General features: G+C 31.0%; 17 protein-coding genes. 12 read left to right on the forward strand and 5 right to left on the reverse strand.

Going from position 1 to position 16,860, the window contains the following annotated elements; all coding sequences use genetic code 11:
- Nucleotides 1-3 precede the first annotated feature (3 nt).
- The 10 genes from xdhB (at nt 4) to HMPREF2852_RS03690 (ending at nt 10,820) form a co-directional block, all read left to right on the forward strand.
- Nucleotides 4-888, forward strand: a complete 885-nt coding sequence (gene xdhB / locus HMPREF2852_RS03645) for a xanthine dehydrogenase subunit XdhB (RefSeq protein WP_070605974.1) — start codon at nt 4-6, stop codon at nt 886-888.
- A complete protein-coding gene (gene xdhC, locus HMPREF2852_RS03650) occupies nt 881-1,480 on the forward strand; it encodes a xanthine dehydrogenase subunit XdhC (protein ID WP_070605975.1) in 600 nt (199 codons plus the stop codon). Before xdhB ends, xdhC begins: the two co-directional genes overlap by 8 nt.
- Before the next feature lie 14 nt (nt 1,481-1,494).
- Complete coding sequence (hydA, locus tag HMPREF2852_RS03655) at nt 1,495-2,877, forward strand: dihydropyrimidinase (RefSeq protein ID WP_070605976.1); 1,383 nt, start codon at nt 1,495-1,497, stop codon at nt 2,875-2,877.
- Nucleotides 2,874-5,513, forward strand: coding sequence for a selenium-dependent xanthine dehydrogenase (gene xdh / locus HMPREF2852_RS03660; RefSeq protein WP_395853334.1), 2,640 nt, complete (start codon nt 2,874-2,876; stop codon nt 5,511-5,513). Before hydA ends, xdh begins: the two co-directional genes overlap by 4 nt.
- A gap of 301 nt (nt 5,514-5,814) precedes the next feature.
- Nucleotides 5,815-6,477 carry a selenium cofactor biosynthesis protein YqeC gene (gene yqeC / locus HMPREF2852_RS03665; protein ID WP_070605977.1) on the forward strand — a complete coding sequence of 221 codons (663 nt, stop codon included), beginning with the start codon at nt 5,815-5,817 and terminating at the stop codon, nt 6,475-6,477.
- Entirely contained in the window at nt 6,467-7,039 is a 573-nt protein-coding gene (locus tag HMPREF2852_RS03670) for a nucleotidyltransferase family protein (protein WP_070605978.1), read from the forward strand. Before yqeC ends, HMPREF2852_RS03670 begins: the two co-directional genes overlap by 11 nt.
- Nucleotides 7,026-7,847, forward strand: a complete 822-nt coding sequence (yqeB, locus tag HMPREF2852_RS03675; RefSeq protein WP_070605979.1) for a selenium-dependent molybdenum cofactor biosynthesis protein YqeB — start codon at nt 7,026-7,028, stop codon at nt 7,845-7,847. Before HMPREF2852_RS03670 ends, yqeB begins: the two co-directional genes overlap by 14 nt.
- Nucleotides 7,828-8,604 (forward strand): XdhC family protein, encoded by a 777-nt coding sequence (locus HMPREF2852_RS03680; RefSeq protein WP_070605980.1) that lies wholly within the window; start codon nt 7,828-7,830, stop codon nt 8,602-8,604. Before yqeB ends, HMPREF2852_RS03680 begins: the two co-directional genes overlap by 20 nt.
- 69 nt (nt 8,605-8,673) lie before the next feature.
- Nucleotides 8,674-9,657 carry a molybdopterin-binding protein gene (locus tag HMPREF2852_RS03685; protein ID WP_070605981.1) on the forward strand — a complete coding sequence of 328 codons (984 nt, stop codon included), beginning with the start codon at nt 8,674-8,676 and terminating at the stop codon, nt 9,655-9,657.
- Nucleotides 9,657-10,820, forward strand: a complete 1,164-nt coding sequence (locus HMPREF2852_RS03690; protein ID WP_070605982.1) for a M20 metallopeptidase family protein — start codon at nt 9,657-9,659, stop codon at nt 10,818-10,820. Before HMPREF2852_RS03685 ends, HMPREF2852_RS03690 begins: the two co-directional genes overlap by 1 nt.
- 232 nt (nt 10,821-11,052) lie before the next feature.
- On the opposite strand, the gene HMPREF2852_RS03695 is transcribed toward HMPREF2852_RS03690, so the two are convergent.
- From HMPREF2852_RS03695 to HMPREF2852_RS03715, 5 genes are all read right to left on the reverse strand, one after another.
- Complete coding sequence (locus HMPREF2852_RS03695) at nt 11,053-11,799, reverse strand: TRM11 family SAM-dependent methyltransferase (protein ID WP_070605983.1); 747 nt, start codon at nt 11,797-11,799, stop codon at nt 11,053-11,055.
- Nucleotides 11,799-12,656: a type II restriction endonuclease gene (locus HMPREF2852_RS03700; RefSeq protein ID WP_070605984.1), complete on the reverse strand. Its 858-nt coding sequence runs from the start codon at nt 12,654-12,656 to the stop codon at nt 11,799-11,801. The genes HMPREF2852_RS03695 and HMPREF2852_RS03700 overlap by 1 nt, the downstream gene beginning before the upstream one ends.
- Before the next feature lie 28 nt (nt 12,657-12,684).
- Nucleotides 12,685-13,506 (reverse strand): restriction endonuclease, encoded by an 822-nt coding sequence (locus tag HMPREF2852_RS03705; protein WP_070605985.1) that lies wholly within the window; start codon nt 13,504-13,506, stop codon nt 12,685-12,687.
- Nucleotides 13,507-13,520: 14 nt separating this feature from the next.
- Nucleotides 13,521-14,591 (reverse strand): DNA adenine methylase, encoded by a 1,071-nt coding sequence (locus HMPREF2852_RS03710; protein WP_070605986.1) that lies wholly within the window; start codon nt 14,589-14,591, stop codon nt 13,521-13,523.
- 99 nt (nt 14,592-14,690) lie between these two features.
- Nucleotides 14,691-15,095 (reverse strand): hypothetical protein, encoded by a 405-nt coding sequence (locus tag HMPREF2852_RS03715; protein WP_070605987.1) that lies wholly within the window; start codon nt 15,093-15,095, stop codon nt 14,691-14,693.
- A 92-nt stretch (nt 15,096-15,187) separates the two neighbouring features.
- Here HMPREF2852_RS03715 and HMPREF2852_RS03720 point away from each other — a divergent pair, with 92 nt between their 5' ends.
- Both HMPREF2852_RS03720 and HMPREF2852_RS03725 read left to right on the forward strand, forming a co-directional pair.
- A complete protein-coding gene (locus tag HMPREF2852_RS03720; protein WP_070605988.1) occupies nt 15,188-15,412 on the forward strand; it encodes a hypothetical protein in 225 nt (74 codons plus the stop codon).
- Nucleotides 15,413-15,472: 60 nt separating this feature from the next.
- Entirely contained in the window at nt 15,473-16,774 is a 1,302-nt protein-coding gene (locus HMPREF2852_RS03725) for a pyrimidine-nucleoside phosphorylase (protein ID WP_070605989.1), read from the forward strand.
- Nucleotides 16,775-16,860 lie beyond the last annotated feature (86 nt).

Here is a 16,860-nt window from a genome sequence, read left to right on the forward strand (position 1 = left end):
ATTATGTATGATGTAAAAAGAATTTATGAAGCCTATACAATCGATGAGGCAATACAATTAAAAAAAGAACATCCTGAAGCAAGATATATAGCTGGTGGTTCTGATGTTTTGGTAAAAATTAGAGAAGGGAAAATGGCAGGCCTTGAGCTTATTTCACTTTATCTTATAGATGAGCTTAGGGGAGTTAGCATGGAGGAAGATGGAACAATTAGAATTGGTTCATTGACAAGCTTTACTCACATTACAAATGATCCGATAATTCAAAAATATATAAATACTTTGGGAGAAGCAGTTGACACTGCAGGTGGTCCTCAACTTAGAAATATTGCAACAATTGGTGGAAATATTTGTAACGCAGCTCCATCAGCAGATTCTTGTACAACAGTTATGGCTTATGATGCAATAATTGAATTAAAAGGCGAAAATGGCTACAGGGAAGTTCCTGTAAAAGATTTTTATATAAAATATGCAACAGTAGACATAAGAGAAACTGAAATTGTTACAGCAATAAAAATTAAAAAAGAATCCTACGAAAATCATTACGGACACTATTTTAAATATGCAATGAGAAATGCTATGGATATAGCAACATCAACAGCATCAGCAAATGTAAAATTTGATGAAAATAATAAAGTAGAAGAAGTAAGAGTATCTTATGGAGTTGCAGCTGCAATTCCAGTTAGAGCTTTTGAAGCAGAAAAAACATTGGTAGGAAGAGAACTTACAGATAATAATATAAATGTATTTGCAAAAAAAGCCCTAGATGAATTATCTCCAAGAGATTCATGGAGAGCATCAAAAGCCCTAAGAACACAAATACTTTACGAAATAACCACAAGATGTTTAAAAGAAATTAGAAAAAAACATGAGGAGGGATTAAATGCATAGCAGAGAATATGGACCATACGGCCCAAAACCAGAAGAAAAACTACATTACGAACCTCAATATAAAATTGTAAAATGTAGAATTAATGGAATCAGGGTTACAAAAATGGTTGATGTGAGAGCATCACTTACAGATTTTTTGAGAAATGAATTTGCCCTAACAAGTGTAAAAAAAGGATGCGAAGTTGGAGAATGTGGAGCTTGTGCAGTTTTGATTGATGGCGAAAGCTTTAACTCATGTATTTATCTTGCAATTTGGGCAGAAGGAAAAGATATTTGGACAACAGAAGGCTTGACAGCATCTGATGGTTCACTTTCAATTATCCAACAAGCCTTTGTCGATGAAGCCGCAGTTCAATGTGGTTTTTGTACACCAGGATTTATTGTTTCTGCAACAGAAATAATTTCAAGAGGAAAATATTACACAATTGATGAGCTAAGAAAAGAATTGGCAAATCACATGTGTAGATGTACAGGTTACGAAAATATTTTAATAGCAGTACAAAAAGCAAATAATATTGAAAATGGTTTTGAAGAAATTAAAGAGCATGTAGTAAATCAAATCAAAGAAGAAGATAAAAAAGATTATATGTAAAAGTAGGTGAAGGCGTGTCTATATTGATTAAAAATGGAACGGTAGTTCTAGATGAAAAAATAGAAAATTTAGATATTTATATAGAAGATGAAAAAATCCAAAAAATTGGCAAAAATTTAAACCTAAGTGCTGAAAAAATTATTGATGCCAAAGATAAAATAGTTACGGCAGGTGGAGTAGACGTTCACACCCACATGTCTTTGGATTTGGGAAAATTTGTTGCTTGTGATGATTTTTATACAGGAACAAAAGCAGCAAGTTGTGGAGCGACAACTACCATTTGTGATCATATAGGAGCCTTAGAAAAAGGAGCAAGCCTTCACAAATTAATCAACCATTATCACGATATTGCAGACGGAAAAGCTGTTATAGATTATTCTTTTCACGGAGCAATGTATGAAGTAAATGATGAATTGATAGAAGAAATAGAGGAATTGATGGATGAGGGAATCCCATCCATCAAAATCTATTCAACTTATGCAGGAAAACTTGAAGATGATGAAATCCTAAGAGTTTTGAAAAAAGCAAAAGAAGTTGGAACAATAGTTTGTGTTCATTGTGAAAACGATGGGCTCATAAAAGAATTGAGAAAAGAGGCGATAGAAGCTGGTAATCTTTCTCCAAAATACCATGCCCTTACAAGACCAAATGAAAGCGAAGCAGAAACAATAAATAGACTTGCCTACCTTTCAAAAGTTGCAAATGATCCAAAATTATATATAGTTCACACATCAACCAAAGAAGGACTTGATGAAATAAAAGCAGCAAGAGCCAGAGGACTAAAAAATATTTATTGCGAAACATGCACCCAATATTTAACTTATGATGAAAGTAAATATATGGATAATCCAAACGAAGAAGCGGTTAAATATATTTGCGCTCCTCCCCTTAGAAAAAAATCAGACATTGAAGGCTTGTGGGAGGGAATAAAAAATGGAGATGTGGATGTAATAGCAACTGACCATTGTCCATTTATATATGAGAGCGAAAAAAAACCTTATGCTGATGATTTTACAAAAGCACCAGGAGGAATTCCTGGAGTTGAAGAAAGAATGGAAGTGGTTTTGACTGAAGGCTTAAAAAGAAATATTCCATTAAATAAATTGACAAATCTTTTGTGCAAAAATCCAGCAGAAATCTTTGGATTTTCAAATAAAAAAGGAAGTATAAAAGAAAAAAAAGATGCAGATATAGGAATATTTTCCAAAAAATCCTACACAATAACACAAGAAAACAGACATTCAAAATGTGATTATACAAGCTATGAAGGATACAAAACAGATGTAAAAGTTGATACAGTCATAGCAAAAGGAAAAATTATTTTGGATAAAAATGGATATTATGGAAAAGAAGGCATGGGCAAATTTATAAAAAGAAAATTAGATAAGGAAATATGATGACAAATAAAGATACGATTTTAATAGGAAAAAAAATACAAGGACAGGATCCCTTTATTGTAAAAATTAATGGGAAAACTTATGAAACATACGAAGATAAATCTTTATTAAGATTTCTTAGAGATGACTTAAAATTATTTTCTGTTAAAGATGGTTGTAGCCAAGGAGCTTGTGGAACTTGTACAGTTATAGTTGGAGATATTCACAAAAAATCTTGTATAGTTAGGCTATCAAAATTAAATGGAGAAGAAATTATAACAAACGAAGGTCTATCTCAAAAAGAAAAAGATGCCTTTACATACGCCTTTACTAAGGCAGGAGCTGTCCAATGCGGTTTTTGTATTCCTGGAATGGTTATGAGTGGATCAAGTCTAATTAGACAAAATCCAGATCCAACAGAAAAAGAAATTAGAGAAGCTATCAAGGGAAATATTTGTAGGTGCACAGGCTACAAAAAAATTGTAGATGGAATAACTTTAGCCGGAAAAATTTTAAGAGGCGAAGAAGAAATAAAAGACGAAGAAAGCGATGCTTTTGTTGGAGCAAGAGCCGACAGAATTGATGCAAAAGAAAAAATTCTTGGAACAGGAACTTATGCTGATGATATAGAACTTCCAAATATGGCCTATGGTTCTTGTGTAAGAAGTAAATTCCCAAGAGCAAGACTTTTAAGCCTTGACACAAGCGAAGCGGAAAAACTTGATGGAGTTGTTGGAGTTCTTACTGCAAAAGATTTGCCAGTACAAAAAGTTGGACACATCCAAAGAGATTGGCCAGTATTTATTGATGTTGGACAAACAACAGCTTCCCTTGCAGATGCATTTTGTTTTGTAGTTGCAGAAGATGAAAAAACTTTGGAAAAAGCAAAAAAACTTGTAAAGGTTGAGCTTGAAGAATTAGAACCTGTTAGTTCAATCAAAGAAGCAATGGCAGAAGATGCCCCACAAGTTCACGAAGGCGTTGACAATCTTTGCCAACAAAGACATGTTTCTCGTGGAGATGCAAAAAAAGCTTTGGAAAATTCAAAATATACAGCAACATTTACTTACAAAACTCCACTTGGCGAACACGCTTTTCTTGAGCCAGAATGTTGTGTGGCAGAACCATACAAGGATGGAGTAAGAGTTTATTCATCCGACCAATCAGTTTATGATACAAGAAGAGAATTGTCAATTATGTTTGATTGGGAAGATACTCCAGAAAGAATTGTTGTAGTAAATCCATTTGTCGGCGGAGGATTTGGTGGAAAAGAAGACATGAGTGTTCAACCACCAGCAGCTCTTGCAGCTTACCTTTTCAAAAGACCAGTAAAACATAAATTTACAAGAGATGAATCATTAAGATGGCATCCAAAACGCCATCCAATGGAAGGAACATTTACAATCGGCTGTGATGAAAATGGAATTTTCCAAGGAATGGAATGTGAAATTTATTTTGATACAGGAGCTTATGCTTCACTTTGTGGACCAGTTTTGGAAAGAGCCTGTACTCACTCAGTAGGTCCTTACAATTATCAAAATACAGACATAAAAGGCTACGGATATTATACAAACAATCCTACAGCAGGAGCTTTTAGAGGATTTGGAGTTTGCCAATCAAATTTTGCAATGGAATCAAATATAAATATTTTGGCAGAAAAAGTTGGAATTTCTCCTTGGGAAATTAGATACAGAAATGCAATAAAACCAGGCGAAGTTCTTCCAAACGGACAAATCGCCGACAGATCTACCGCAATGGTTGAATGTCTTGAGGCTGTAAAAGATATTTATGAAAAAAATAAAGATCACGCAGGAATTGCAGTTGCTATGAAAAACGCCGGAGTTGGTGTTGGACTAAAAGATATTGGTAGGGTAAAAATTGTTGTTGAAAAAGATTTTGTAAAAGTATTTTCTGGAGCAACTTGTATAGGTCAAGGTGTTGGTACAATTATTTTACAAATGGTTGGAAAGGCAACAGGACTTCCATATCACAAAATAAAAGTTATGCCACCAAGCACTTTAACAAGTCCAGATTCTGGAACAACATCAGGTTCAAGACACACTCTTATAACTGGTGAGGCTGCAAAAAAATGTGCAGAACAACTTGCAAAAGATTTAGAAAACCATAGCCTTGAAGAGCTTGATAAAAAAGAATATTTTTACGAATATGATGATCCAACAGATCCACTTGGCTCAGATAAACCAAACCCAAAATCACACATTGCTTACGGCTTTGCAGCTCATGTTGCAATTTTGGATGATGATGGAAAAGTTACAGACGTTTATGCTGCTCACGATTCTGGAAAAGTTGTAAATCCTACAACAATTGAAGGACAAATCGAAGGTGGAGTTATAATGAGTCTTGGTTATGCTTTAACAGAAGATTTGAAAGTTCAAAATTCTGTTTTAAAAGCAAAATATGGAACAATGGGCTTGTGGAAAGCAACAGATGCTCCAAATATTCATACAATTTTAATTGAAAAAGATGAATTATTAGACCTTGCTTACGGAGCAAAAGGAATTGGAGAAATTGCAACAATTCCAACAGCACCAGCAGTTCAAGGAGCATATTATGCAATGGACCATGATTTAAGATTAGAACTTCCATTAAGAGATACAGCTTATAGTAAAAATAAAAAGAAAATTATAAAAAAATAGGAGAATAAAGGATTGTGAATTTCACACTTTAATTAAGTAGATAAATCGACATGCACGAATATCGGACTACAAAAATTGATGATTTCTAAATTTAAAACTTCTAAAATCGCAAACTCTGGCGACGCCATCAAACAGTGCGATTTTGGACGAAGTTTTAAATTTGAAATCAAAACAATTTTTTCCGCATGATATTCTTAGCATTTCGATTTTCTGCTTTTTTAAAAATTGTCTTTCACAGTCCTTTAATTTATTTTATTATGGAAAAAAATTTAGATGAGATTTTAAAAATCAAAAAAATGATGTGATTTCTATCACAGGATCTGGTGGCAAGACTTCTCTTATGTTTTATCTTGCAAATATTTTAAAGAAAAAAGGTTCAGTTTTAATTACTACTTCTACAAAAATAAAAGTTCCAGAAAAAGACCAAGTCGACGAACTTTTTTTATCTTTTGATGATTATATAAAAAAAGATTTTAAAAATAAGATTGTAGGAATTGGCCAAAAGCTTGATGGAGTTAATAAATTAAAGTCTATTGGAGAAAATAATTTAAAAACTATAAAAAAAGACTTTGATTATATTATAATAGAAGCAGATGGATGTAGAAATCTTCCCCTAAAATTTTGGAAAGAATATGAACCAGTTATTTATGATTTTACAGATAAACTTGTTGGAATTTTTTCTATAAAAGTTTATGGTAAAAAAATTTCTCCTGATTTCATTTATAATTTTGATGAATTTAGGGAGAATATAAAAAGTGAAATTGTAGATGAAGAAGTTTTTGAAAAACTTATAAAATCTGGAATTTTTGGCAATTTTTGTGGGGAAAAATTTGTTTTCTTCAATCAAGCTGATAGTATTTTTGAGAAAAATCAGGCAAAAGGGGTAATAAGTTATTTAAGAGAGAAAATAAATTTGAAATATTTTTATGGATCAATTTTAAAGGAGAAATATTATGAAAATTAGTGCAATTATTATGGCGTCTGGACTTTCTAGAAGAATGGGAGAAAATAAACTTTTACTTGATTTTAAGGGAGACAAACTTTATGAATGGGCTCTTGATTTGGTAGAAGAAATTGATTTTGATGATGTTATCCTTGTTTCATCTTATGATGAAATTCTTGAATCTGGCAAAAAAAGAGGATTTAAGGCGATTTTCAACGACAACAACGAAGTTGGAAAATCTGCATCAATTAAGCTTGGAGTTTTAAATTGTGATAAGGATTCTGCTATGATGTTTTTTGTAGCTGACCAACCATTATTAAAAGTTGAAACTGTAAATAAATTAATTGAAAAATATAAGGAAAATCAATTGATTACCTATCCAAGAACTGAAAAAAGAAGGGGAGCTCCTGTAATTTTCTCACCAGAATACAGAGAAGGTCTTTTGTCTTTAGATTTTGACCAAGGCGGAATGATTTTGGTTAAGGATGATAATAAAAATGAAGTTAAAATTGACGATATTAAAGAATTGTGGGATATTGATACCTACAAAAATTTGGAGGAATTAGAAGATGCCTCTAAATAATATTGTAGTTTTTAGGGGCGGTGGCGATGTTGCAACTGGTTCTATCCAAAAATTATTTAGAACTGGTTTTAAGGTTTTGGTTTTGGAAATGGAAAAACCTCTATGTATAAGAAGATATGTTTCAACCGCCCAAGCAATTTTTGATGGAGAAGTACAAATTGAAGATTTTACTGCAAGAAAAGTTTCTAGTCTTGATCAAATTAAAAAGGCATGGGATGAAAATGTAGTTCCAGTTTTTGTTGATCCAAAGGCTGAAATTTTAGAAGAAATAAAACCAATGGCTCTTGTTGATGGAACTCTTGCCAAAAAAAATATTGGAACAAATAAAAATATGGCTGACATTACAATCGCTCTTGGACCTGGTTATGAGGCAGGAGTTGATGTTGATTATGTAATTGAAACAAACAGAGGCCATGACCTTGGTAGATTAATTTTTGAAGGCTTTGCTGAAAAAAATACAGGAATTCCTGGAAATATTAAAGGCTTTACAAGTGAAAGAATTTTAAGAGCGGTAGATGATGGACAAATCCAAGTTATAGAAGATATTGGTTCTGTTGTAAAAAAAGACCAAGTTGTCGCTCTTGTAAATGGAAAAGAAATAAAATCACAACTTGATGGAATGGTTAGGGGCATGATTGGAAATGGCTCTTATGTTACAAAGGGTTTAAAAATTGGAGATGTTGATCCAAGAGTTATTCCAAAAAATGCAAAAACTATTTCTGATAAGGCAAGACTTATTGGTGGAGGCTGCCTTGAGGCTATTCTTATAGGAAAAAGGAGAATTGAAAATGGATATACAAATTCTTAAAAAAATTGTTGAAAAACTTGATGGGGGAGAAAATGTTGCCTTGGTAATTCTTACAGAAACCAAAGGCTCTGCTCCTGGCAAGGACAATTCTTCTATGGCAGTTTTTGAAAATGGAGAAATTTCTGGGACAATCGGAGGCGGCCCAATAGAGTTTGACCTTATTAAACAAGCAAAAAAAGCTCTAGAAGATGACGAAGAAAAATCTTTTGATTATACTTTAAATGAAAAACAAGAAGTGAAAATGTCTTGTGGGGGAAGAAACAAGGGATATATAAAAATTTTTAGGGCAAATCCCAGTTTGATTATTTTTGGGGCAGGCCATGTTGGACAAAAGCTTGCAAGAGTTGCTGTAAATACAAATTTTGACGTGACCGTAGTTGACCAAAGAGAAGATTTCGAAGACAAAAAAGATTTGGAAAATATAAGAGAATTTGTAATTTCAAATCCAAAAGATTTTGCTTCAAACCATAAATTTAACAAAAACACTTATATTTTAATTTGTACACCAGATTATGACGAGGAAGTTTTAGAAAATGTAATTGACAAAGATTATAAATTCCTTGGAATGATTGGTTCAAAAAGAAAGGTGAAAAGAGTTTTTGATAATCTAAAAGAAAAAGGAGTTAGTGAAGATTTACTAAAAAAAGTTCATGCTCCAGTAGGTTATGATATTGATGATGGAAGCGTAGAAGAAATTGCAATTTCAATTCTATCCTTGATGATTTCAATAAAAAACAATAAAGTAATAGAAAATTAAAAAAACTACAAACCATTAAATATTTAATGGTTTGTAATTTTTTGGAAAAATTTATAAACAGGAGAATTTATGCTAAAAAAAATAAAAGTAGAAGATGCAGTGGGTCATGTGCTTTTTCATGATTTAACTGGAATAAAAGCAAGTGGATTTAAGGGTGTACTTTTTAAAAGAGGCCATGTAATCCAAAAAGAAGATATAGAAAAATTAAAAGATATAGGCAAGGAAAATTTATTTGTCGGTGAACTTGACCCGGGCTTTGTCCACGAAGAAGATGCGATAAGAGAAGTTTCTGATGATTTGATTGGAGAAAATATTTTCTATACCAAGCCTTCAGAAGGAAAAATTGGCTTTAAAAGTAAGACCTACGGACTTTTTGTGATAAACAGAAAGGGACTTTTTGACCTAAATATGGAAGGAGATTACACCTTTGCAACAATTCCTTCTTATTCAATTGTAAATGAAGGAGATAATTTGGTTGGAGGAAGGATTGTTCCTCTTTTTACCGAAGAAAATCAGGTTCAAAATATTAAAAAAATTGCAAAAAAATATGAGCCAATCTTTGAAGTTAAAAAATTTCAAAAGCTCAGAGTTGGTGTAATTATTACTGGAAATGAAGTTTTTACAGGTAGAATAAAAGATATGTTTGAGCCGGTAGTTAGGGAAAAATTATCACACTTTGACCACGAATTAATTGGAATCGAAAAATGCCCAGACGATAGAGAATATATAGAAAATATTTGTCAAAAATACTTTGAAAAAGGCGTAGACCTTGTTGTATTTTCTGGTGGGATGAGTGTAGATCCTGATGATATTACCCCATCAACTATAAAAGATTTATCCGATAAATTTATTATCCAAGGCATGCCAGTTCAACCTGGAAATATGCTTACAGTTGGAATGAAGGGAAAAACTTATTTGGTTGGAGTGCCAGGAGCAAGTATGCACGCAAAATTTACAAGTTTTGATATATTTTTGCCAAGAATTTTTGCGAAAATCGACCTTAAAAAAGAAGATTTTATTGAACTTGGAGAAGGAGGACTTTTAAACAAATAATGCTTGAAATTTCGAAAGAAGATTTAGAAGAAATAATAAAAATCAGACACGATATCCACATGCACCCAGAAGTTTCAGAAAATGAATTTAGGACAACAAAAATTATTAGTGAATTTCTGGAAAAAATTGATGGAATAGAAATTATAGATTTTCCAATAAAAACTGGTTTGATTGCAAGGCTAAATACTGGAAAAAACGGAGAAGTTACAGGTCTTAGGGCAGATATTGATGCTCTTTTACAAAAAGAAGAAACAGAAATTTCCTACAAATCAAAAAATGATAAGGTAATGCATGCTTGTGGTCACGATTATCACACATCAGTTGTCCTTGCTATAGCTAAACTTTTATCAAAAAATAAAGAAAAATTAAAAGGCGATGTGGTTTTTATTTTCCAAAAATCAGAAGAAATAACGACAGGTGCCAAGGAATATTTGGACAAGGGACTTTTTGAAAAGGTGAAAATCGACAAGATTTTGGGCCTTCACAATTGGCCAGAAATTGACTATGGCAAGGTGGTTTTAAAAAAAGGCCCTCTTATGAGCACAAAGGTTAATTTTAAAATTGAAATTATAGGAAAAGGCCAACATGGTTCCATGCCACATTTAAACATTGACCCAATTGTTTGCGCATCAAATATAGTTATGGCGCTTCAAACAATTATTTCAAGAAACACAAATCCATTTGATTCCACAGTTTTATCTGTAAATTCCATAAATGGAGGCTCAGAAAACAATCTAGTTGTAGATAGGGCCCATCTATCTGCAACAATAAGGTCCCTTTCAAAAAAATCTTTAGAAAAATCAATAAAAAGAATGGAAGAGATTGTAAAAAATGTGGCTGATGCCTATGAATGTAAGTATGAGATAAAATACACAGAAAAAATTCCCCTAGTATATAATCCGGAAGAAATGTATGAGAAAGTTTTAAAATCAGCAGAAAAAATTTTGGGAGAGGAAAATATAATAAAAGAAGGACAAACCATGGCAAGCGAAGATTTTGCATTTTACATGGAAAAAGTTCCAGGATTTTTCTATTGGTTTGGAAGCGGAGAAGAAAATCACAAAAAAGAAGCCCTCCACAGCAAAAATTTCTACTGCTCAGATAAGGCAATAAAGCCTGCGGTAGAAGTTATGGCAAATACAGTTTTGGATTTACAAAAATAGGGATATAGAAAAAAATAAGAGCTAAAGAGCTCTAAAATTTTAAAATACTTATGAAAATAATATAAAAAAATGAATAATTGTATTTTTGTTTGAGTTTTTTCTATTCTTTTAAGACTAATAGGCTATGAAGTTTATTGTTTATAGCCTTTAGCTTATTTATAAATATTTTTATATATAGAATTGGATCTAATTATTTTATATAATATTTTATAAAATATATTTTGAGCATCTCTCACTTTTTAAAAACAAACAGATATTCATGAGCAATAAGTAAAAAGTTATATTTCACGCTATTAGTTTTCCAAAAACCGGTTGCTCTACAATTATGTTGTTCTTTAATAATTAATTCTTTTAGTTTAAATCCAGCATCTTGAAATATCTTCATAACATCAAAAGACATAGGTATCATATGTCCTTTTTGACGGGTATCTCCCATAAGAACAGCACAAAACTTATCATTTTTTAAAACTCTGTAGCTTTCATTAGCTACTTTTTTCATTTCTTCTAGAAAATCCTTTACTTTCAATAGAGATAAATCTTCCTCAATATCTTCACTGTATTTTATTATATTAGCGTAGGGAGGATGCGTACATATTAAATCAATACTATTATCAGGAATAAAACTTAAATTTCGTGCATCGCCTTTACGTAAATATATCTTTCCATTAGCCCCTTCGTGCTCAAAGTTTGTTTTTTCTCTGCATCTTTCAAGTGCAATATCATTTACATCAACGCCTATTATATTTCTATTAAGCAATTTTGCTTCTACAAGAGTAGTTCCACCACCAGCAAACTGATCTAAGACAAGCTCATTTTCTTTAGAATATCTAAGCAAGATATTGCGGGGAATATAAGGCGACCAATTTCCACGCCATTTTGCATCATGGGTTGCCCAATTTCCACGCTTTGGAAAAGACCAATGAGTAGTCATTTCTAATTCAAAATCTTCAGGCTCCCATTTTATTATTTTTTTCGCCATTATTTAAAAACCTCACTAATTATGCCTTCCTCTAAATCTTTGATATTGTAAATGTGTTGCATAACATCAAATGTTTCTTCAAGATTATTACGTGCCTTTTTCCACCCTTTTCCATCAGTAAACCAAACGAATGTAAATCCGTTAATTTCATTAGATTCTAAAGCAAGTGTCTTATAACTTCTAGCTGTTTCATTTAATTTACTTCCACTACTTCCATAAAAATTAGTTTCAATACCATAAATCATATATGGAGTTTTTATTACAAAATCAAAACGCTTTTCAGCCTTACCTTTATTAGAGATAGAGGAGAGATCTATTCCCCATTTATTTGTGATTTGATGAATATACATTTCTTTAAAATAAGTATCATTTCTTTTAAATCCTGCTTTTTGAATAAAACTTTCAACTAAATTTTCCATTAAATGACCGCCACGATTTTTACGACCATTAGAATCAAGGCCAGTTTCAACACCAGTTGCATAATCTACAAGATTATTGATTATATGATTTTCAATCAAATCGAAAAGACCAGTTTTTTGCATAAATGTCTTATATTGTTCAAAAGGTAAATTAGGATTTTTAAAATTATAATTAAAATCTCCATCACTATCAATTGCATATATTTCGTTTGTTCTAACTGCTAATAGTAGTGGTACACATTTTAATGTTTCTGGATATTTTTTTACAAGATTTTCAAAATCTTCTTCAATATTTTTGGAACCAATAAGTGAATTTAAAATGTTGAGTTCCACTTTAATACTATCAATATTTCTATAAACTTTTTCAAAATTAATATAGTATCCATAATCTGCAATACTGTAACGAAAATCATTTAGCCATTCATTAAAATCTCTCATATTATTTTCCTCTATTCAATCACAATAATTAATTTATCATCTTTAATATTCCATTTAGACTTTTTTGAACAAATGAATTATCATCATTAATCAATCCACAATTTTTATAAATTTGTGTCACACCACCAATATATCTATGTGATTTATCTAAATTAAGCTTTTTAAATTTCCCGTTTATTTCTACATTTATAGTGGAGTCTGTCTCATTAATAGAGTTCCTAATTATCTGAGGAATTATTAAAATCCTTGCACGAATATCATTTGCTGTAATATTACGTTCAACTAGATAGTCATTAGAATTTTTCACATTCAAATTCGTTTTAGAACATTGCTTCAAAATCTCTTTTAACATATCTCCCTCAAATATTGGTTTATAAGAAAATGCAATTCCATTATCTATACACATATTTAATAATGTTTTACCATCAATTAAGATGGTTGGCATATTAGGATTGCTTTCAGCTTCCTTTATAGCACCTTTAGTAAAAGAAGATGTTGTTATAAAAACATTAATATAGTTGTTATTCAAAACATTTCCCTGCTTATCTAACTTAGTAGCTCCTTTTAAATCTCGTATTTCTTTGGCTTGAACCTTATTTTTGGGATTATATCTTTTTGCTTGGACATAGTAGTTCATTGTATCTATTCCCTGAAGATCAATCCCAGATTTAGAACAAGTCAAATCAATTCCGTTATCGCCAACATATCTTGTTGTTACGACCTCTTGGAAACCAACTATTTTCAAAAAATGATTTAAAAATAGTTCAAAATCCCTACCTGTTTCGAAAGATTTATAAAATTTTTCAATATAATTCTTCTCATCAGATGTCGATAATTCTAAATATTTCATTTTTCAAATTCTCCCTAAAAATTACTAATAAGTAATTCCTTAATTTTTCCTCTTGATTTGCTATTACGGCTAATCATTCTTGTAGCCTCAACACGTTTTATTTTATGAGCCGAATAAATATTATCAAAAAAATTATCTTCTTCATTTGTATTTTTTGGATCCGAATTGCTAACTACAATCTTGGCACCTTTTTTATCCATATCATCAACAAATCGAGCTAGTTCAATCTGCTTTTCATCATTAAACAAATTTTTGGTATAAGCTGTAAAATTTGCTGTATCGGTAATAGGTCTGTATGGAGGATCAAAATAAACAAAGGTATTTTTATCAATAAAATCAGATGAATTTTTGTAATCTCCACATACTATAATAACTTTTTGTAGTTTATCAGATACAGATTTGAGATTTTTTTCATCACAAATCAAAGGATTTTTATACGCTCCCATAGGAACATTAAATAAGCCTTTTTTATTTACTCTAAATAACCCGTTAAAGCATGTTTTATTTAAGAAAATCATTAATGCTGCTTTTTCAATTTTGTCGTTTTCGTTATCATCAATTTTCAGTTCATTAAAACGCTCACGCTTTTTCATATAGTATATTTTTCGATTTGCTGTATCTAATGGGATAAATTCATCTTGCATAAAACTCAGCTTTTTAATTAAACATTCTACATAATCTCTAATTGTTTGATAAGTGTTTATAAGTTCAGAATTAATATCGCTAATATAAACTTCTTTCAAATTATATTTGTCAAGTATATCAAACAAAACTGCACCTCCACCAACAAATGGTTCAGCGTATTTTGTTATTTTACTGTCTTCAAAAGGATAATATTGTTCAATTTCTTTTAGGAGTTGTCCTTTTCCACCTGCCCATTTCAAAAAAGGCTTAACTGTTTTTTCTTCAATGTTTTTATATCTTGTGCTTCTTGCATCTATAGGTTTTTTAGCTGAAGAAGGGATAAGCCACATATTTCCTAACATAGTTGCATTCTTGATTCTATTTTCAGAGCAAAGAACAGCAACTCTTCTTTGTGAAATTCCCCACTTATCAGCTGCTTCTCTAGCAGAAATATAATCCATTATAAGACCTCCTTTTCAGATTGTTATATTATATTCTAATTCTCGAATAATAGCAATACTATTTTAAACTAAAAAAATAAAAATTATTGATAAATCCTCTTATTTTTTTGCCATTTTATCCAAAAAATATCTAATTTCCTTATAAAGTAAAGATAAAATATAAGCTCCAGTTAGCATATATAAATTAAAAGAAATAGATTTAAATCCTTTAAAATCATTGACATCCATATCCAAAGAAACCAAAACCATAGATAAAATTAATATTAAAATAATTGTAAATACTACGGTTATTAAAAATTGATTTTTATATTTTTTGGACTTATACAAGTCAAAATGATCTGAAAAAAGCAAGGTAACAAAAATAAAAAGTAAATCTCCAATCAAAAGTACGGCTCCACTCATATTTGTTGCCAAAAATACTCCGCCCATTGCTAAAAATAAAATTAGTAAAATAAAAACCCTAAAAAGATTAGGTTTAAAATTCTTAATTAATTTTTTAATCATAAAATCCTCCTATATAAATAATATCATAATAAAAAGAAATTTATATATATTTTTTATATGGGGTAAAATCATTATATAGATTGGAGGATGACATGGCGATTTTTGATAGGAAAAATGAGAAAGCGTTTGAACAAATTGTTGATTATTATGAACTAGAAGAAATAAAGAAAGAGGATTTGGAGCTTATTTTTAATAATTCTACTATGTTTGCTAGTGGTGGAATCAATGCCTTATTTGCACAAAATTGGCTTATGATTAAACAACTTGATAGGCTTAATAAGAATATTGAAAAATTAATTGATAAAGAGAACTCTTGATTTATATAAATTTTTCAAAAATATGAAAAATGGGTATTTATATATAATTAGGAGGATACGATGAGATTTGTAGATATAATTGAAAAAAAGAAAAATAAAGAAGAATTAACAGATGAGGAAATTAAATTTTGGATTGATGGTGTAACGGATGAATCAATTCCTGATTATCAAACTTCTGCTCTTCTTATGGCTATTGTTTTAAATGGAATGACAGATCATGAAACTGCAAAACTTGCAGAGTGTATGATGAATAGTGGCGATGTAATTGATTTGTCAGATATAAAAGGAATAAAGGCTGACAAACATTCTACTGGTGGGGTTGGCGATAAAACTTCTCTTGCTCTTGGCCCAATAATTTCTGCTTGTGGTTTAAAACTTGCAAAGATGAGCGGACGTGGTTTGGGTCATACTGGTGGAACACTTGATAAATTGGAATCAATTGAAGGCTTCAATGTATTTTTAAAAGAAGAAGATTTTAAAAAACAAGTCAATGAAATTGGCTTTGCAATTATTGGTCAAACTGGAGAGTTGGTTCCTGCTGATAAAAAATTGTATGCTCTAAGAGATGTTACAGCAACTGTCGATTCGATTCCGCTTATTGCATCATCTATAATGAGTAAAAAACTTGCATCTGGATCTGACACAATTTTACTTGATGTAAAATATGGAGAAGGTGCTTTTATGCACACAATTGAAGATGCCAAAAAATTGGCAAATGCAATGATAAATATAGGAAAAAAACTTGGCAAAGACACCAAGGCAATGATTACTGATATGAATCAACCTTTGGGAAATACAATCGGCAATGCTCTTGAAGTAAAAGAGGCAATTGAAACTGTAAAAGGAAATGGTCCAAAAGATTTTACAGAATTGGTTTTGACTGCAGGAGAGATTATGCTTGTTCAAGGAAAAATTGCAAAAAATAAAAATGAAGCAAGAGCTATGCTTGAAGATGCAATAAATTCTGGAAAAGCCTTTGAAAAGTTAAAGAAAATGGTTGAATACCAAGGCGGAAATGTAAAACAAATAGAAGATCCAAACCTTTTGCCTCAAGCAAAATTTAAAACTCAAATGAAATCCCAAAAAGAAGGTTATATTGATAATATTCATTCCATGAATCTTGGAATTTTATCAATGAAACTTGGAGGAGGACGCGAAAAGAAAGAAGATAATATAAATTATGCAGTAGGACTTGAAATGAAAGTGAAAAAAGGAGATAAAATCAAAAAAGACGATATTCTCGCAACAGTTTATCACGACGAAAAACTAACAGATGAATGGATAGAAAGTTTTTACAATACATTTTCCTACTCAAATAAAAAAACAAATCCAATTCCAGTTGTAGAAGAAATTTTGGAATAGTTTTGAAGTTAAAATAATAAAATTTTTTAAAAAAACAATCCTAGCAAAAAAGCTAGGATTCAGACTGTAGACAAAGTAGATGAAAA

This window comes from Anaerococcus sp. HMSC065G05 (genome assembly GCF_001812365.1).
GTDB lineage: Bacteria > Bacillota > Clostridia > Tissierellales > Peptoniphilaceae > Anaerococcus > Anaerococcus vaginalis.